General features: G+C 53.7%; 23 protein-coding genes. 22 read left to right on the top strand and 1 reads right to left on the bottom strand.

Translation table 11 applies throughout. The features are described 5' to 3' along the window. The first annotated feature begins 2 nt into the window (after positions 1-2). From H3L93_RS06870 to H3L93_RS06810, 13 genes are all read left to right on the top strand, one after another. The gene (locus H3L93_RS06870; RefSeq protein ID WP_050755547.1) at positions 3-773 is read left to right on the top strand and encodes a phage head morphogenesis protein; all 771 of its coding nucleotides are present in this window, start codon (positions 3-5) and stop codon (positions 771-773) included. Next, a complete protein-coding gene (locus H3L93_RS06865) occupies positions 754-1797 on the top strand; it encodes a DUF2213 domain-containing protein (protein ID WP_003794924.1) in 1044 nt (347 codons plus the stop codon). Before H3L93_RS06870 ends, H3L93_RS06865 begins: the two co-directional genes overlap by 20 nt. Continuing rightward, the gene (locus H3L93_RS06860) at positions 1797-2225 is read left to right on the top strand and encodes a structural cement protein Gp24 (protein ID WP_003794926.1); all 429 of its coding nucleotides are present in this window, start codon (positions 1797-1799) and stop codon (positions 2223-2225) included. The genes H3L93_RS06865 and H3L93_RS06860 overlap by 1 nt, the downstream gene beginning before the upstream one ends. Before the next feature lie 9 nt (positions 2226-2234). Then, complete coding sequence (locus tag H3L93_RS06855) at positions 2235-3209, top strand: DUF2184 domain-containing protein (protein WP_003794929.1); 975 nt, start codon at positions 2235-2237, stop codon at positions 3207-3209. A gap of 61 nt (positions 3210-3270) precedes the next feature. Further along, positions 3271-3555, top strand: coding sequence for a HeH/LEM domain-containing protein (locus tag H3L93_RS06850; protein ID WP_003794931.1), 285 nt, complete (start codon positions 3271-3273; stop codon positions 3553-3555). Beyond that, positions 3552-3926: a DUF4054 domain-containing protein gene (locus H3L93_RS06845; protein WP_003794933.1), complete on the top strand. Its 375-nt coding sequence runs from the start codon at positions 3552-3554 to the stop codon at positions 3924-3926. Before H3L93_RS06850 ends, H3L93_RS06845 begins: the two co-directional genes overlap by 4 nt. Further along, entirely contained in the window at positions 3814-4335 is a 522-nt protein-coding gene (locus H3L93_RS06840) for a Chromate resistance protein ChrB (RefSeq protein WP_343062976.1), read from the top strand. Before H3L93_RS06845 ends, H3L93_RS06840 begins: the two co-directional genes overlap by 113 nt. A 176-nt stretch (positions 4336-4511) precedes the next feature. Continuing rightward, positions 4512-4838 carry a hypothetical protein gene (locus tag H3L93_RS06835; protein WP_003794938.1) on the top strand — a complete coding sequence of 109 codons (327 nt, stop codon included), beginning with the start codon at positions 4512-4514 and terminating at the stop codon, positions 4836-4838. Next, complete coding sequence (locus H3L93_RS06830; RefSeq protein ID WP_003794940.1) at positions 4835-5296, top strand: phage neck terminator protein; 462 nt, start codon at positions 4835-4837, stop codon at positions 5294-5296. The genes H3L93_RS06835 and H3L93_RS06830 overlap by 4 nt, the downstream gene beginning before the upstream one ends. A gap of 24 nt (positions 5297-5320) precedes the next feature. Further along, a complete protein-coding gene (locus H3L93_RS06825; protein ID WP_003794942.1) occupies positions 5321-6592 on the top strand; it encodes a DUF3383 family protein in 1272 nt (423 codons plus the stop codon). Between the two features lie 11 nt (positions 6593-6603). After that, positions 6604-7035: a phage structural protein gene (locus tag H3L93_RS06820; protein WP_003794944.1), complete on the top strand. Its 432-nt coding sequence runs from the start codon at positions 6604-6606 to the stop codon at positions 7033-7035. Continuing rightward, complete coding sequence (locus tag H3L93_RS06815) at positions 7035-7520, top strand: phage tail assembly chaperone (RefSeq protein ID WP_003794946.1); 486 nt, start codon at positions 7035-7037, stop codon at positions 7518-7520. Before H3L93_RS06820 ends, H3L93_RS06815 begins: the two co-directional genes overlap by 1 nt. Before the next feature lie 32 nt (positions 7521-7552). Further along, entirely contained in the window at positions 7553-7699 is a 147-nt protein-coding gene (locus H3L93_RS06810) for a DUF6889 family protein (RefSeq protein ID WP_155803021.1), read from the top strand. A 1-nt stretch (position 7700) separates the two neighbouring features. Here H3L93_RS06810 and H3L93_RS06805 read toward each other — a convergent pair whose 3' ends face one another. After that, a complete protein-coding gene (locus H3L93_RS06805; protein WP_003794950.1) occupies positions 7701-7880 on the bottom strand; it encodes a ribbon-helix-helix protein, CopG family in 180 nt (59 codons plus the stop codon). Positions 7881-8190: 310 nt separating this feature from the next. Here H3L93_RS06805 and H3L93_RS06800 point away from each other — a divergent pair, with 310 nt between their 5' ends. Genes H3L93_RS06800 through H3L93_RS06760 form a run of 9 tightly spaced genes read left to right on the top strand, consistent with a single transcriptional unit; the run spans position 8191 to position 16018 of the window. Further along, entirely contained in the window at positions 8191-8820 is a 630-nt protein-coding gene (locus H3L93_RS06800) for a hypothetical protein (protein WP_155803028.1), read from the top strand. Positions 8821-8869: 49 nt separating this feature from the next. Beyond that, a complete protein-coding gene (locus H3L93_RS06795; RefSeq protein ID WP_003794954.1) occupies positions 8870-11026 on the top strand; it encodes a tape measure protein in 2157 nt (718 codons plus the stop codon). Continuing rightward, entirely contained in the window at positions 11026-11700 is a 675-nt protein-coding gene (locus H3L93_RS06790; protein WP_003794957.1) for a phage baseplate protein, read from the top strand. The genes H3L93_RS06795 and H3L93_RS06790 overlap by 1 nt, the downstream gene beginning before the upstream one ends. Before the next feature lie 8 nt (positions 11701-11708). Continuing rightward, positions 11709-12017: a phage baseplate plug family protein gene (locus H3L93_RS06785; protein ID WP_003794958.1), complete on the top strand. Its 309-nt coding sequence runs from the start codon at positions 11709-11711 to the stop codon at positions 12015-12017. Next, on the top strand, positions 12004-12909 hold the full coding sequence (locus H3L93_RS06780) for a phage protein (protein WP_050755567.1): 906 nt from the start codon (positions 12004-12006) through the stop codon (positions 12907-12909). The genes H3L93_RS06785 and H3L93_RS06780 overlap by 14 nt, the downstream gene beginning before the upstream one ends. Positions 12910-12945: 36 nt before the next feature. Beyond that, positions 12946-13599: a Gp138 family membrane-puncturing spike protein gene (locus tag H3L93_RS06775; protein WP_050755549.1), complete on the top strand. Its 654-nt coding sequence runs from the start codon at positions 12946-12948 to the stop codon at positions 13597-13599. Continuing rightward, positions 13596-13952 (top strand): contractile injection system sheath initiator, encoded by a 357-nt coding sequence (locus H3L93_RS06770; RefSeq protein WP_003794965.1) that lies wholly within the window; start codon positions 13596-13598, stop codon positions 13950-13952. The genes H3L93_RS06775 and H3L93_RS06770 overlap by 4 nt, the downstream gene beginning before the upstream one ends. Then, positions 13949-15361: a baseplate J/gp47 family protein gene (locus H3L93_RS06765; protein WP_003794967.1), complete on the top strand. Its 1413-nt coding sequence runs from the start codon at positions 13949-13951 to the stop codon at positions 15359-15361. The genes H3L93_RS06770 and H3L93_RS06765 overlap by 4 nt, the downstream gene beginning before the upstream one ends. Beyond that, a complete protein-coding gene (locus tag H3L93_RS06760; RefSeq protein WP_003794969.1) occupies positions 15362-16018 on the top strand; it encodes a baseplate wedge 1 family protein in 657 nt (218 codons plus the stop codon). The last annotated feature ends 13 nt before the right edge of the window (positions 16019-16031 follow it).

Genomic DNA, 16031 nt, shown 5'->3' with positions numbered 1-16031 from the left:
GGTTGTATCCGCACGCCACGGAGCGCGAATATGAGCGGCTGCTGCTGGTTTTTGCCGATAGCATTGCGGCGGAAATTGAGCGGCAACTGCCTTTGTTGGATTTGCGCCAAGACGCGCTGGATGACATCCCTGAAAGCAGCGGTTGGTATGAGCGGCTGCGGCGGTGGGTAGTGGGCATTGCCGATGTGTTTAGGCAGCCTGAAAAAACGATTGCGGGGGCGTTGGGCTTATTGCGCGAAGTGAATCGTTTTAACGCGCGGCAGTTTCAAGCGGTGGTGCGCTCGGTGTTTGCGGTGGATGTGTTCGCGCATGAGCCGTGGTTGTTGGATGTGATGAAACAGTTTGAAGCGGAGAATATCCGTTTGATTAAATCGATACCTGCGCAGTATTTGGAAACGCTGCACGGCAAGATTGTGGCGGCGGTTCGCGCGGGTATGCCCCATTCGCAGCTTGCGGATTTTATCCGTGAGACTTATGCGCTGCCCAAAAGCCGCGCGCGCTTGATTGCCCGCGACCAAATCGGCAAACTCAATGGGCAGCTTACGATGGAGCGGCAACGCGGCATTGGCGTTACGCAATACGTTTGGCGCACTTCGCTGGATGAGCGCGTGCGCCATGAACACCGCGAGCGCGAAGGTAAAGTGTTTGCTTGGGATAATCCGCCATCAGACGGACACCCAAGCGAGCCGATTCAATGCCGATGCAGCGCAGAAGGCATTTACCCTGATTTTGCTGATTTGAAAGGAATGGTTTATGAGCGTCATCCGCTATGACCGCGCGGAAATGAAAGCGCGGCGCAATCAAGATGGTTTTATTCACGACACGCCTGTTCTCACGCGAACGGGCGTTTTTGTTTATCGCAATGCAGATGGCAGCGAGCGGCGCGAATATCGCCCGCCTGAAGAGGTATTCCGCGCGGACAGTCTGAAAGGCTACAAAGGGCTGCCAATTACAAACGGCCATCCCGGATTGGTAACCAGTGCCAATGCCGCCAATCATACGATAGGCGCGGTGCTGGGTGAGGCAAGGCAAGACGGCAATAACCTGATTGCCGATATTGTGATTCACAACCCCGCAGCGATTAACGCGGGCAACAAAGAACTTTCAGTCGGCTATGAGTTGGATTTGGAGGAAACCGCTGGCATCACGCCCGAAGGCGAACGCTACGATGCGATACAGCGCAATATCCGCCCCAACCACTTAGCGATTGTGAGCAAGGGACGCGCAGGCAATGCGCGGTTGAATATGGACGGCAACGAAGCCGTGGATGATAAGGACGAAACGATGACAAAAATCTGTTTGGATAACGGCATTGAATACGATGCCGCGCCCGAAGTGATTCAGGCGTTTAATCAATTAAAGCAGGATGAGGCGGCGGGCAAAATCAAACTTGCCCAAGCCGAAGCCCGCGCCGATAGCGCAGAAGCCGATTTGAAGGCGTTGCAAGACAAGCAGCCGCAAATCAAGCAAGATGCGCTAAAAGAAGCGCGCGAACGTTTGCAACTGGAAGCAGTCGCCAAAACGCATGGCGTGGACTTTAAAGAAGACACCGCCGCGCGCGAGATTAAAGTAGCGGTGATTAAAGCCATTCGCGGCGATGCGCTCGTGTTGGACGGCAAAACCGATGATTATGTGGCGGCGGCGTTTGATATGGCGTTGGCGGCGCATGACGAGCAGGCGAAAAACAAAGCCTTGGCGGGGCAGCGTCAAGATATGGCGGATAAGGATGGCGCGGGCGGCGTATCGGCGGCGCAGGCGCGTGAGCAATACAAATCAAATTTGAAAGGGGCTGAATAATGGCTATGTATGACGACCAAATGGATGCGGCGTTTGCCGGCATGAAAGCAGACAGCGGCTTTGACCGCGTGGAAAGCTATGCGGTTGCCGCAGATGGTTTAACCGCAGGCGTGATTGTGGGCATGGATGCCAACGGCGCGGCGGTAGCGGGCAAAGGCACAAAAGCCGTGGGCGTGGTGATTCATTCGCACACGCCGCTTGCTCCCTATAAACAAGGCGATTGCGTTTCGGTGATGACGCGCGGGCTTTGCTGGGTAAAAGTGGCGGCAGGCAAAACCGTTGCCAAAGGCGAAGCGGTGAAGTTTAACGCGGCGGGGCTGCTGGATAATTCGGCAGCCGACAGCCTGAAAAATGCGGTTATCCGCGATGTGAAAAGCGTGGCAGGTGGCAAGATTGCTTGCGTTGAGCTGCACGCACCAACAGCTTAATGAAAGGAAATGATGATGCAAAAACATTTGCACTATGATGAAGCGGAAAAATCTGTTATCGCGCAATTTGCGCAATCTACGGGCAACGCAATGCGCGAAGACGAAAGCGTGTTTGCCGCGCGTGAATTGGATTTTGTGAAAGCCAAAATCTATGAGAAAAAACGCCCGCCGATGTTGGGCTTGGGGCTTGTTCCGATTGCTTCTGATGTGCCTGAATACGCCGAAACGGTGGTCTATAAAACCTATGACACTGTGGGCATGGCAAAGATTGTGGCAAATTATGCCGATGATTTGCCCCGCGCAGATGTACTTGGGACAGAACACACCGTGCGCGTGAAAACCGTTGCCGATTCCTACGGCTTTAACATCATGGAACTGAAAGCATCGGCGGGATTAGGCACCAACCTACCCACCCGCAAAGGCGAGGCTGCTCGCCGTGCGATTGAAGTGAAGCTGAACAAAGTGGCGATGGTGGGCGATGCGGAATATGGCTTGTATGGCATGACCACCCACCCAAATATCGGTGTTACCACGCTGCCTAGCGGCAAGGCTTGGGCGCAGGCAACAGGCGCGGAAATCATCGCCGATTTGGACGCGCTGTGGAATGCGGTGCGCTTGCAAAGCAAAGGGGTGCATACGCCGAACCGCCTGGTGGTTGCCAGCACATTGCACGCGCTATTGACTTCCAAAATCTACACCGAAGCGCACGGCATTACGGTGTGGGAGTTTTTTGGCAAGAAACATCCTTCGCTGCAATTGGTGGAAGCGCCCGAATTTGACGGCGCGGGCGCAGGCGGCAAGCATTTGCTGTTTATCGGCGAATTTGACGCGGAAAACATGAGCCATGAGTTGCCGATGGCGTTTAACCAAATGGAAGCGCAGGCGCGCGGCTTGGAAGTGGTTGTGCCTTGCTACGCACGCACGGCGGGCGTAGTGGTGCATTATCCGCTGGCGTTTTCTAAGTGTGAGATTGCGGCGGCTTAGGCTGGCTGAAAATTTGGGTTATACAGGGCTGCTTCGGCAGCCTTTTTTATGGAGAAAATCTATGTTAATCAAAAACATTAAACCCGCTGTGGTGGTATTGAATGGCATGACGGTGCTTGCGCCGATGCAGGAAGCCGAAGTGGCGGATAACGATGCGGGCGTATTGAGCTTGGTTGAAAGCGGGCATTTGGAAGTGTTAGAACAGCCTAAGTCAGAACCACCCAAGCAAGAAGATGTAACCAAGATGACAGTGGAGCAGTTGCGCCAGTATTTGACGGAAAAAGGCGTTGAATTTGCCAGCGATGCCAAGAAAGAGAATTTGCTGGCATTGGCAGGCGCACAATGAACCCGCTGATTGATAAGCTGCGTTTGCTTTGCCCTTATGTTGCTGCTGCGGATGATGCGTTATTGGAAAAGATGCTGATTTTGGCGGCGGAGTTTGCGCCGCCTTGCTTATCCGACAAGTTGAAAGAACGCGCGGTGTTGTATTACGCGGGCTATTTAGCGGTAAACGCACTTTCGGCAGCAGCGCAAGGGGCGGTGGTTGTGCCTGTGGGCGTAGTGTCGGAGCGTGAGGGCGATTTGTCGCGCAGCTATGGCAATAATGGCGGCGACCCTTGCGGTTATTTGGCGCAGTATCAAAAGCTGGCGGATTTGTGCAAACGCGGTGCGATTATTGTGTCGCAATATGGTGGCGGCTGTGGATGTGGAAATTAACGATTTTGGCTTGGATGATATTATCGGCAACACGCAAAGGCTGAATGGACGGGTGGTTAAGGTGGGTATTCAAGGCGGCTCGCATGATGATATGGTGGACATTGCTATTTACAACCACTTTGGCACGCGCCACATTCCGCCGCGCCCATTTATGGCGGATTGTGCGGAGCAGAACGCAGCGCAGATTAGCGAAGCGCAGCGGCGAGTGGTGTATCGCGTGCTGGAAGGGGCGGATGCGGAAGCGATGCTGCATCAACTGGGCAACTGGTATCGTGATGTGCAAAGGGCGCACATTCGCAATGGCAATTGGACACCGAATGCGCCTGCAACGATTAAGCGCAAGGGGTCTGACCGACCGTTGATTGATACGGGGCAGTTGGTTCATTCGGTGGAATATGAGGTAGTGTAGTTTTCAGGCTGCCACACCACGGGAACAAAGTTATGGAAACATTGGAATGGTTTTTGTCATTAAACGGCTGGGACTTTTTCTGGGCATTAGTAAAGTTGTATTTCTTACTCGCTGTGCTGGGTACATTTTTGAGATATGTATTTTGGCACAAAGAAAACGATTAAAGGCAGCCTGAAATGGGATTAAGAAAACAACACACCATTCGCCGTTTTGCCGATGGGGCGTATATCAAGGGGCGCTGGCAACAAGGCACGGAAACGCAAACGTTGGTTATCGCCGCTTCGGTGCAGCCGATACGCAACGATGAGCGGGAGAATTTGCCCGAGGGCAAACGCATGGGGCGAGCGGTTAAGATTTATACCGATGCGCTGCTGCGGGTGGACGACAACATGGGCGATGTGTTGCTGTGGCTGGGGACGGAATACCGCATCATCGCGCAGGCGCGGTTTCAAATGGGCATCATCAGCCATTACCGCTATTACGCGGTATCGGAGCAGCCATGAAAGAGTATTTGTACGATATTTTGGCAGCGTTGTTGCCTGTGCCGCTGATTTGGGCGTATGAAAACGGCAGGCAGCCTGAAAACGTGTTTGCCGCGCTGGACGTGCGCTCGGCGGATGCCAGTTTACCTGTGCTGCGTGCGCCGATTAGCGAAAGCGGCAGCCGTGCATTATCGGCGGTGCGTGAAGCGGCGGTAACGGTGCAATGCTATGGCGATGGCGCGTTTGAGATTTTGGACGCGTTGGCAATGGCATTGCAAACCGAAGCGGCAGCCGATGCGCTGGATGCAGCGAATGCGGCGGTGTTTGATATAGAGCGGGTGCAATCTGTGCCCAAGCTGTTTGAAGCGCAGTATCACGAGCAGGCGGTGTTGTCGTTTCGTTATCGCTATATGGCGGCTATGGATGAGACGGTGCCTGTAATTGAAAAAGCAGTTTTAGATGTAACCACGCGGCAGTAGCCGCTTTTTTTATGGAGTTTTGACATGGCAAAATTAGACCGATTGGTTAAGTTAAACATTTCGCTAAACACGACGGCAATCGCCACGGAAAGTTTTAGCGATATGATGATTGTGGGCTTGCACGCGGCAACCACGGCACGCATGGCGGCGATTACTTCGGCGGGTGAGTTGCTGGATATGGGTTTATCGGCAAGCGACCCGATTTACAAGGCAGCATTGGCGGCGTTTTCGCAAACGCCGACGCTGGCGAAAGTGTATATCGGGCGACGCGCGGCAAGCAAAATCACGCTATCGGGCGAGCAGATTACCGCCAAAATCACGCTGCCCAGCGGCGAAGTATTGGATATTGATGGTACAGCGGCGCAAGGCGCGGCAGCTTTGCCTGCATCGCTGAAAGCAACGGCAAGCGGCGACACGCTGACGATTGCTGAAGCAGCAGATATTGCGGTAAAGCCCACACGCGGCACAATGGCATTGAGCGCAACGGAAAGCTACACCGACGCGCTGAACGAAATCATCAAGGCGGGCGGTTCGTGGTATGGCTTAGTGGTGGCTGACCGCACGGAAAGCGTGGTGTTAGAAGTGGCGGCGTGGGCAGAAGCTAATGTGAAGCTGTTTGGCACAGCAACCGATGATGTGAAAGTGTTGAATGGCGCAGTACGCACCGACATTGCTGCCAAACTGATGGATAAGCAGTATTTCCGCACGTTTGTGGTATTTGACCGCGAAGCGGCAACGGAATTTAACGAAGCGGCGTTGATGGCGAAGTGTTTTACTTTTTACCCAGGCGGTGAGACGTGGGCGAACAAACGCCTTGCAGGCATTACTGCCGACCGTTTAGCGGAAGGCGAATACATTGCCGCCAGCGAAAAAAATTGCACCACGTTTGAAATGTTTAAATCGTTTGCGCTGACGCAAGGCGGCAAAACGGCGGCGGGTGAATGGATTGATGTGATTCGTTTCCGCGATTGGTTGCATAATGAAATGCAGGCAGATGTGGCGTTTGCGCTGATTAACGGCGACGGCAAAATCCCCTACACCGATGAGGGCATTACCATTTTAGCCAATGCGATGCAGAAATCTTTGCAGCTTGGCGTGCGCCGCGGCGGCATTGCGCCCGAGGAGTTGGACGAGAACGATAAGGTTGTCCCCAGCTACACGATTAAGAAGCCGAAAGCGTCGCAGATTTCGCCCAACAACAAGGCAAGCCGCGTGTTGAACGATTTGGGCGGCTCGGCGCGTTTGGCGGGGGCGATTCATGTGGTGAACATTAAATTTAGCTTAGGCTATGAATGAAAGGATAAACGATGAGTGCAGTAAAAACTTATTCGCCCGACCGTGTGAAATTGGTGGTGGGCGTGCATTCGGTAACGGGCTATGCAGATGGCACGTTTGTGAGCATTGAGCCTTTGGGCGATGGCATCACATCGCAGGCAGGTGCGGATGGCGAAGTGGCGCGCGTGATGAGTGCGGATAAGCGCGTGAAAATCACGCTGACTTTGCAACAAACCAGCCGCAGCAATGATGTGTTGAACACGCTGCTGTCTATTGACCATTTGAGCGGCGGCGATAAGCCGTTTCCGTTGATGCTGACGGATTTACGCGGCACAACATTGGTTGCCACCGATGCCGCTTGGATTGTGAACCGCCCCACGGTGGAATTTGGCAAGGAATTGGGCAACCGTGAATGGGTGATTGAAACGGCACGCGCTGCCTTTACCGTGGGAGGGAATAACTGATGAGCCAAACGGTTGAAATTAAAGTGGGCAAAAACACATTTTTTGTTACCAAAATGAATGCTTTTGAAGCCTTGCCTGTGTTTGGCGATTTGCAAAAGGAATTGCTGCCTGCGCTGGGCGCGTTGCTCGGCAGCCTGAAAGACAGCAAGCAAGAAGGCAGCCTGAAAGATGAGCCAGAAGGCAGCCTGAAAGATGTGAACAACGCGGATTTGGAAAAGGCGGTGGAAAAGCTATCGGCGCAGCTTGACGGCAAATCGCTGGAACGCTGGGCAACGCGCTTGTTGGATAGCGGGCATATTGCCTATGAGGACGAAAACGGCGAAGCGGTGCGCTTTAAGTTGGCGCGAGATGGGCATATCTTTGATGATTTTGCCGAAGTGTTGCAGCTTTTGGCGGTGGTGATTAAAGAGAATTTCGCTGCCCCTTTGACGCGCTGGCTAAACCTTTCTGGACTGGCGGGTTTAGCCGAAAAAGCGAAACCGTAGGGCGTTTTCGCGCCGATTTGGAAGCGGAATTTTTGATTTGGCGACCTGTGTTGGCGCGAAAAATCAGCCTTGCCGAAGTGAAAAACGGCACGGCTGATTTGGTGGACTTACTGAAAATCAATGCGATTTTGGATATGCAAGACGAGGCGGAAGCGCGGGAAGCGGAGAGATGGAAGTGATTTATTCCGTTGCCGCCAACAAGCGTAACGCTGCTTTGAACACGGTGGTTTGCGATTCGCCGCGCTCGGCAGCCAGCCGCTCCAACAGCGCGATGGTGTCGGTATCTAGGGCAAAGGTTTTTTGGCGGATGCCGTTTTTCTCGTGGTATTTGCGGGTACGCTCGGTTTGTGATTGCGCCATAATAAAACTCCTTGATTTTGATGGAGAGATTTTGTATAGTAGTAGGAAGCAGGGGAAGCGGTAACTCCCCCTGTCTGGTACTACGTTACCAAGCTGATTGCGACATCAGCAAGAATAACACCAGAAAAATTACTTTGATGACGGTACTCATCGGGTAATCCTTCCTGTGTAACACCCCCGAATTATCAGGTTTGGGGGTTTTTCCTTTGTTGTTCTCCACAACAAAATAATTGTATTACATATTACAAAATAAGTCAAACTTGTTTTGTGTTTAATGTATTGAAATATAAATTGTTTTTAGGAGTTTATCGTGGCAAAATTAGAAGTATTGGCAGGAGATTTTACTAATGGTGGTTTTCATGAGGTGATGTTCGGGCAATTTAAAATGTTACGACCGCAACCGAAAATTGATAGCTGGTTATCGGTTTTTCTTAGTTGGCTGGACGATATTGAATATGAATTCATCCCATTTGCTGAAATCGCAGAGATGGAGAAAGCAACAGAGGAATCTATTACACGGCTAGGCGGTGCAGTCGGCTGGGGGTTGGCTGGGTCGCTGGCTTTTGGTGGGGTGGGTATGTTGGCAGGATTGCTGCGTGGCGGGAAAGCTAAGGAAGTAATGTTTGTGTGTACATTTGTTGATGGACGCAAAATGATTGCTAAAACGGACAGCAAGACCTACGAAAGAATCTTGGCAAAGTGTTTAGAAAATATCCATTCACCACAGGATTTTGCAATACGTCAGCAACAATGCGCAGAGAGAAAATTGAAAAATCCTGCTAAAACTGCGGCGCAAATCCAAAAAACCAGATGGATGAAAGTGGGGAAAGCAGTTTTGTTTTTATTGTTTGTTGGTATGGCGTTGTATTGGTTTAATCATGCTAAACCGCGCACAAATGAAATGCAAAAAAGTGCTGTAATGCAGCAATTATCAGAATGATGTGATAGCCGCCCATTGGGCGGTTTTTTTATGCCTGAAAGGTTTTGCCATGATTGCAAGAGAATTGGTTACGCTGCTGCGTTTTAGAATGGAAAGGGCGGGTTTAAACCAGTTTTTAAATGGTTTGAACCAAGCGCGAACACGGGCGCAGGCGGCGGCGAATGATATTCGGCGCAGTTTTGCCAGTATGCGTTTGCAGCAGCGCGGCAGCGGGGCGATTTACAACCGCTCGCTGGATAGGTTGGGCATTCGCTCGGATAGGCAGATTTACGCAGACATCCGCAGGGCGCAATTGGCTTATGCGGCGTTTCGGCGCACGGGCATGGCAACCCATGCGGAGCTTGACCGCGCTTGGGCAAACACGCGTGCGCGGATTCGCGAGCTACGCGGGGAACTGAACGGTGGTAGCAGCAATTTGCTTGGTGGGTTAGGCAAATGGCTGGGCGCAGCGGCTGTGGGCGCAGGCGTGAAATCTATTATTGATACCAGCGCGGAGTTTGAACGCTATGAAACGGTGTTGGGCACGATTGAAGGCAGCAGCGAAAAAGCGCGTGCGGCGATGGATTGGGTGGCGGATTTTGCCAAGCGAACGCCTTATGAGCTTTCGGAAGTAACGGAAGCATTTGTGAAGCTGAAAGCCTATGGGCTTGACCCAATGAAAGACGGCTTGATGCAAACGCTGGGCGATACGGCGGCGGCAATGGGCAAGCCTGTGATGCAAATGGTGGAGGCGATTGCGGATGCGGTAACAGGTGAGAATGAACGCTTAAAAGAATTTGGCGTGAAAGCGTCTAAAAAAGGCGGGCAGATTGCGTATAGCTTTACCGATAGCGAGGGCAAGCAGCAAACTTTGCAGGCTTCGGCGGATAACCGCGCGGAAATTCAGGCGACTTTGCAGACGATTTTCAACCAGAAATACAAGGGAGCAATGGACAAGCTCTCTAATACTTGGGAGGGTTTAACGTCTAACTTGGCGGATAACTGGCAAAGTTTGAAGCGGGAAATCGGCAAGGCTGGGTTGTTTGATGGGGCGAAACGGGCGTTAAAAGGCTTGGTGGATTATTTGGGGCAGTTGAGCGCGGATGATTTGAAAGCCTTTGCGCGCGCTTTGACGGAAATCGGCAAGGCGGCGGCGTTTTTGGGCGCGGCGTATGGTGTTTATCGCTTGAATAATGCTTTGCTTGGCGCAATCTGCAGCGCAGGCAGCCTGAAAACGTTGTTGCAGGGCATTGGGATGAGCGCGAAAGCGTCGCTGCTGCCATTTTTGAAAATCGCGGCGGTGCTGTATGGCATCTACTTGATTGTGGACGATATTATCGTGTGGCTGAACGGTGGGCAGTCGGTGTTGGGGCGTTTGGTGGGCGCGTCGAGCGAATGGAAAACGCAGATTGATTGGGTGAAAGAGAAGCTAGGCTGGGTTTGGGAAAAGCTGGGGGCGATTAAGGATGCTTTGGGCGGCGCGGGGCAAACCACGGGCAAATGGTTGATGAAAATTGTGGCGTTGGTGGCGGTGGGCATGGCGGTGTTTAAGGTGTTTATGCTGTTGTATGGGGCAACGAAATTTATTGCGCTGGGCATCCGCTTGATTACGGCGGCAATGGCTGCTAATCCGATTTTGCTGGTAATTATGGCAATAATCGCGGCTATTTGGCTGCTGTATAACAACTGGGACACGGTGGTGGCGTATTTGCTGGCGGCGTGGGATTGGGTGAAAGCCAAAGCATCGGCGGCATGGCAGGCGATTACGGCTTGGGCGCTGGCTACTTGGGAGCGGATTAAAGCAGCTTGCTTGGCGGCGTGGAATGCGGTTTGGCAATCTGCGGCGCAAATGTGGAACAGCATCCAGCAAAAGGCAATTGGTGCTTGGCAGGCGATTAGCAGCAGCGCAAGCAGTATTTGGGGTGGCATCATCAGCACGGTAAACGGTCTTTGGGATACGGCGATTGGGTATTTTAAAGATAAGTGGGCAGCGGCGGTTGCGGCGGTGCGCGGTTGGTTTGATTGGATACCGGGCTTGGGTGGCGGCAGCATCAATGTGAACCATACGGTGAGCGCGGCGGCGATGACGGGCGCGGGAGTCGGTGTGCGCGCGGGCAGCGTGGTGAATAATGTTACGCAAAACATTACGGCAAATGGCGTGCAAAATCCTGCGCGTGCGGCGGCGCAAATGGGGCGTAATGCTTATGTGTTGAAAGGGGCTTCGTGATGGCTTTTCAGGCTGCCTATGATGGCGTGAAAAATGCAGCGGGCAAGGTAAACAAGCTGGTGAACATGGTGTTTGGCATCGGTGGGACAACGGTGGGTGCGTTGCAGTTGGACGCGCTGATTGAAGAAACCACAGAGCTTTCGGCAAATGTTACCCAGTATGCGGTGGAAGAAGGCGCGCCGATTGCCGACCATATCGGCGTGGAATCAGAGCGGCTGTCGTTGAGCGGGGTGGTATCGGGGGCGAGCGTGGTGTTGTTTGGCGATTCGGGCAAGTCTAAGCTGGTGCAGGCTAAGGCGCTGCTGCGACAAATGCACGAAAAGCGCGAGCCGATTACCATTGTGTCGGGTTTGGATTTTTACTCGGATTACGCGATTACCAGTTGCACGATTCGGCGCGGAGCGGATGGCGAGAAGCTGGATGTGGAGATGTCGCTGATTAAGATTCGCAAGGCGCAGCCGCGTGAAGCGGACGTGCCGCCGCAAAAGGCGAGTGGCAAGGCTAAGGGTAAGGCAGGGGAAACGGGCGCGCGCAAGGGCAAAACGGCGGGCAAAACGGCGCGCAAATCGTCTGTGCCGAAAACGGCGCAGCCTGCTGGTAAACCTGTATCGCAGCCGACCCAAGCAAGGCAGCCTGAAACGCGGCGCAGCCAGTTGCACAAAATAACGTATTAGGAGATTTTATGCTGGCTTTGACTTTGGCAGATGCGAATGATTTTGTGATAGAAGCGGAATTGGACGGTGCGGAATATGCGTTGCATTTTGCTTGGAACGATGAAAACAGTTATTGGGCGTTGGGCTTGGAAAATGCTGATGGTGTGATGCAGTTTGAAGGGCTGCGCATTTGCCCGAATGTGGATATTTTGGCAGGTTTGCGCTATTTGGATGTGCCGCAAGGGGTGTTGTTTTGCGATGGCGAGCCTGACCGCATGGCGTTTGTGGATGAGCGGGCGCAGATGATTTACGCTGGAGCGGATGATGTTTTTGTTTGACCGGACTTATCGCTTGGTGGTGGGTGAAGCAGGCAAAAAGGGGGTGGAAATTGCGCCGCCTTTTCATATTGAGTTTTCTGTTGAGAAAACAGCGAAGGAAGACCCGAATAAGTGCCAAGTGAAAATTTACAATTTGAAGCCTGACACGCGCCGTGCCCTGGAAAAACCTGATGCGTTTGCGGTGTTGTATGCGGGGTATGGCGAAAACGCGGGCGCGGTGGTGTTGGCGGCGGGCGCGGTGATTGAGTGCATTACGGCGTTTGATGGGCAAAATGTGGTAACGGCGCTGGAATTGGCGGATGGCTGGGTGGAGTTGCGCGATTGTTATGTGTCGTTGGGCTATGCAGCAGGGGCTTCGGCGCACGCGGTGATTCGGGATATTGCGCGGCAAATGGGGCTGGTTTTGGAAATGGCGGCGGATTTGCCCGACCATGTTTGGCAGCATGGCTTTTCGCATCATGGCGCGGCACGGATTGCGCTGGGCAAGGCAACGGCTGCGGCTGGGTTGGCGTGGTCTATCCAAAATCAGGTGTTGCGGGTGGTTAAAAAGCATGGCACTACGCCACGCCGCGCGGTGGTGCTGGCGGCGGATAGCGGCTTGGTGGGCTTTCCTGAACGCTTTGCCCAAGCAGCAACGGGTAAGGCGGCTAAGGGCAAGGGCGAAAAGGGGGCGGCGGAGAAAAAACGCTATGGCTGGAAAGTGAAGTCGCTGCTGCTGCCGCAAGTGAACCCGAGCGATGTGTTGAAGCTGGAATCGCGGCAGGCGAATGGGTTTTTTCGGGTGGAGAGTGTGAAGCATTCGGGCGGGTTTGATGGCGGCGATTGGGTGAGCGAATTTGAGTTGTTTGATTTGAATGAGCCGCCTGCGGCGAAACAGGCGAATAAAAAATAATCCCGCTTTGGCGGCTTTTTTTATAGGGAAATGGCAATGGATATTTCAGATTTGCGCGAGATGATGCAAACGGAATTGGAGGCGGTGCATACGACGCTGGCGGGCAAGATTGTGTCGTGGGATGGCTCGCGGGCGGTGGTGCGCCCTGCGCTGCCGCGTGCGATGCGTGATGGCACGGCTTTGCCTGCGCCGCAGATTGTGTCTGTGCCTGTGTGTTTTCCTGTTGGGGCGGGCGGGGCTGCGATGATAAGCGTGCCGCTGGCGGTGGGCGATGATGTGTTGCTGCATTTTGCGGAAACGGCAATTGATGCTTGGCTTTCGGGTTCGGACGCTGCGCCTGACGACCCGCGCCGCTTTGATTTGAGCGATTGCTTTGCTTCGCCTGTGTTGCGCCCTACGGTGGGCGCGGCGGATACGGAGAATGTGTCGCTATCGTTTGGCGCAGGCAGTCTGAAAATTGCGCCATCGGGGGAAATCACGATTGCTGCGCCCAAGGTTACGATTAACGCGCCTGTTATCAATAATGGCTTAGTGAGCATTAACCAAGGTATGAACAATGAAGCAGGCGGGGCGGTGGCGTGTCGTGGTGGCTTTGAGATTGTGGGCGGCGATGTGGTGGCGGATGGTATTTCGCATAAATGGCATACGCATCGGGGCGATAGCGGCGGAACGACAGGAGCGGCGCAATGAGTGTGGATTTGAAATTAGATGCTTCGCATGATTTGGATTTTTCGGATGGGCGGTTGCATTTTGTGGCGGGCGAGACGCGGATTCGGCAGCAGGTGGTGGTTACGCTGAAAACGTTTTTGGGCGAGTGGTTTTTGGACAATACGCATGGGGTGCCGTATTTGGAGAATATTTTGGTTAAGAATCCGAATCGTGCGGAAGTGGAAGCGATTTTGCGGGCGAAAATTAAGGCGGTGCCTAATGTGGTGGGCGTGCCGAAAATGCGGTTGTTGTTGAACCACCCGACGCGCTCGCTGGCAACGGTGTTTGAAATTGAAACGGATAGTGGACGGATTGAAACGGAGATTAAGCTATGAGCGGGGTTACGCCTTATGGTTTTGTGAAAATGCGGCTGCCTGAAATTCGGCGGGCAATCGCGGATGATTTGAAAAACCGTTTAATGGCAGCGGGGCTGGACGGCAATATTGAAACGCGCCCTGATAGTGTGTTGGGGATGCTGATTGATACGTTTGCGGAGCGGGAAGCGGCGTTGTGGGAGAACGCGGAAGCGGTTTACAACGCGATGTATCCGCAAACGGCGGCGGGGGTCTCGCTTGACCGTGCGGTGTCGTTGGCTGGGGTGGCGCGATTGGGCGCGCAAAAGGCTTACACGCGGCTAATTTTTTGGGGGGCAAAGGGAACGCTTATTCCGAAAGGGGCGCAGGCTTCGGCGGAAAACGGCTCGTTGTGGGCAACGGATGATGCGGTGAGCATTATGGCAAGTGCGGCGGCGGGTTTGGTGTTGCAGGCAACGGGCGATGAAGTGGGCTTGACGTGTAATGGGGTGGTGTATCGTTTTACGGGCAAGCAGCCTTTGGCTGGCTTGGCGGCGAAGTTTGAAGGCTCTGGCTTGTTGGCAAATTATGATGGTGTGAATTTGACTTTGACGGCAGGGGATGGTGTGAACCGCCGTTTTAGCGATTTGCTGGGCGTGCGGGTGCTGGAAATAGGTGCAGCGGTGGCAGCAACGGCAAGCGACAATGAAGCTACGGCGGCGGCAGGCGAGATTAACCGTTTGGTTGAGCCTGTGGCGGGATTAAGCCGTGTGGGTAATCCTATGGCGGCGATAACTGGGCGGGCGGCGGAAACGGATGCGGAATTAGCTTATCGGCATGGCATGGCGGTTTATCGGCTGGGGCGGGCGACGTTGCCTGCGCTGGCGGCGAATATTCGCGCGGATGTGCCGCAGATTAGGGAGATTGGGGTGTTTGCCAACAGCGGCGATGCGGTGGACGCTTATGGGCGATTGCCGCATTCGGTGCATGTGGTGGCAGACGGCGGCGATGTGGAGGCGATTGCGCGGGCGATTTGGACATATAAGGCGGCGGGTATTGATACGCATGGGCAGATTGTGCAGGAAGTGCAGACGGAATTTGGGCGGCAAACGGTGCGCTTTGACCGCATTGCGCCTGTTTATGTGTGGATTAAGGCGCAGATTACGCTGCTGCCTGAAACGGAGCAGGCATTCCCTGCGGCGGGCTTTGCGCAAATTCGGGAAAGTTTGTTGCAAGCGGCGGATGTGTTTGGGCTGGGCGATGATGTGTTGTATCAAAAGCTGTATTACGCGGTGTTCCGCACGGCGGGGGTGGCAACGGTGGATTTGAAAATCGCCCGCAGCGCGAAGCCGACTGAAAAACCTGCTGATTCGGCTTTTCAGGCTGCCAATCTGACCATTGACCCATTTGCCAAGGCGTATTTCAGCGCATCGCGCATAGAGGTGTCCTAAATGAAACATGATGAGATTGCTTGGGGGCATTGTTTGGCGCAGTTTTCAGGCAGCCTGAAATTGGAAGCGTTGGTGCGCAGTTTGTATGCGCCGCTCAATGCGCTGCAAACGGCTTATGATGATTTGCTGACGGTGCGCCATTTAGATAAAGCCGAGGGCGTGCAGCTTGATGGCATTGGGCAGATTGTGGGCTTGCCGCGCGAGGTGGATGCGGTGTTGTTTGCCCAGTTTTTTGGTTTTGATGGGCAAAGCGGGATTTTGAGCTTTAATAAGGCGCGGATTCGGCGGGAGCACGAAAAGAATGTGCAGGGCGGTATTGTGCTGGACGATGGGCAGTATCGCCGCTTGTTACATTGGAAAATTGCGGCAAACAATGGTTGCGGCTCGGCGCTGGAAATTGCGGCGGCGGTTAAGGCGGTGTTTTTGGCGGAAGAAGTGCGGGTGCAGGATAGGGGCAATGCAAAAATCCGCGTGTGGTTTCAAAAATCGGCGGCAACGCCTGCGGCGATTTTGACCGATGCGGCGCGTTGGATTCCGCGCGCGGGCGGGGTGGGGATTGAGGTGGTGGTTGCGCCAAAGGCGGATAAGGCGTTTGGCTTTGTGTCGCAAAAATTGTATGGCTTTGGCATCGGAAAACTAGTGCGACGGATTGTGTGATGACGGCGAAAGC

Source organism: Kingella oralis, from assembly GCF_014054985.1.
Taxonomy (GTDB): domain Bacteria; phylum Pseudomonadota; class Gammaproteobacteria; order Burkholderiales; family Neisseriaceae; genus Kingella_B; species Kingella_B oralis.
Note: the sequence above shows the minus strand (reverse complement) of the source record. Positions and strands in the feature narration are given on the sequence as shown.

Excerpts from the sequence above, each read along its gene's own strand:
- H3L93_RS06865 (WP_003794924.1), top strand. The coding sequence starts at position 754 with ATGAGCGTCATCCGCTATGACCGCGCGGAAATGAAAGCGCGGCGCAAT.
- H3L93_RS06860 (WP_003794926.1), top strand. The coding sequence starts at position 1,797 with ATGGCTATGTATGACGACCAAATGGATGCGGCGTTTGCCGGCATGAAA.
- H3L93_RS06855 (WP_003794929.1), top strand. The coding sequence starts at position 2,235 with ATGATGATGCAAAAACATTTGCACTATGATGAAGCGGAAAAATCTGTT.
- H3L93_RS06850 (WP_003794931.1), top strand. The coding sequence starts at position 3,271 with ATGTTAATCAAAAACATTAAACCCGCTGTGGTGGTATTGAATGGCATG.
- H3L93_RS06845 (WP_003794933.1), top strand. The coding sequence starts at position 3,552 with ATGAACCCGCTGATTGATAAGCTGCGTTTGCTTTGCCCTTATGTTGCT.
- H3L93_RS06840 (WP_343062976.1), top strand. The coding sequence starts at position 3,814 with ATGGCGGCGACCCTTGCGGTTATTTGGCGCAGTATCAAAAGCTGGCGG.
- H3L93_RS06835 (WP_003794938.1), top strand. The coding sequence starts at position 4,512 with ATGGGATTAAGAAAACAACACACCATTCGCCGTTTTGCCGATGGGGCG.
- H3L93_RS06830 (WP_003794940.1), top strand. The coding sequence starts at position 4,835 with ATGAAAGAGTATTTGTACGATATTTTGGCAGCGTTGTTGCCTGTGCCG.
- H3L93_RS06825 (WP_003794942.1), top strand. The coding sequence starts at position 5,321 with ATGGCAAAATTAGACCGATTGGTTAAGTTAAACATTTCGCTAAACACG.
- H3L93_RS06820 (WP_003794944.1), top strand. The coding sequence starts at position 6,604 with ATGAGTGCAGTAAAAACTTATTCGCCCGACCGTGTGAAATTGGTGGTG.
- H3L93_RS06815 (WP_003794946.1), top strand. The coding sequence starts at position 7,035 with ATGAGCCAAACGGTTGAAATTAAAGTGGGCAAAAACACATTTTTTGTT.
- H3L93_RS06805 (WP_003794950.1), bottom strand. The coding sequence starts at position 7,880 with ATGGCGCAATCACAAACCGAGCGTACCCGCAAATACCACGAGAAAAAC.
- H3L93_RS06795 (WP_003794954.1), top strand. The coding sequence starts at position 8,870 with ATGATTGCAAGAGAATTGGTTACGCTGCTGCGTTTTAGAATGGAAAGG.
- H3L93_RS06790 (WP_003794957.1), top strand. The coding sequence starts at position 11,026 with ATGGCTTTTCAGGCTGCCTATGATGGCGTGAAAAATGCAGCGGGCAAG.
- H3L93_RS06785 (WP_003794958.1), top strand. The coding sequence starts at position 11,709 with ATGCTGGCTTTGACTTTGGCAGATGCGAATGATTTTGTGATAGAAGCG.
- H3L93_RS06780 (WP_050755567.1), top strand. The coding sequence starts at position 12,004 with ATGTTTTTGTTTGACCGGACTTATCGCTTGGTGGTGGGTGAAGCAGGC.
- H3L93_RS06775 (WP_050755549.1), top strand. The coding sequence starts at position 12,946 with ATGGATATTTCAGATTTGCGCGAGATGATGCAAACGGAATTGGAGGCG.
- H3L93_RS06770 (WP_003794965.1), top strand. The coding sequence starts at position 13,596 with ATGAGTGTGGATTTGAAATTAGATGCTTCGCATGATTTGGATTTTTCG.
- H3L93_RS06765 (WP_003794967.1), top strand. The coding sequence starts at position 13,949 with ATGAGCGGGGTTACGCCTTATGGTTTTGTGAAAATGCGGCTGCCTGAA.
- H3L93_RS06760 (WP_003794969.1), top strand. The coding sequence starts at position 15,362 with ATGAAACATGATGAGATTGCTTGGGGGCATTGTTTGGCGCAGTTTTCA.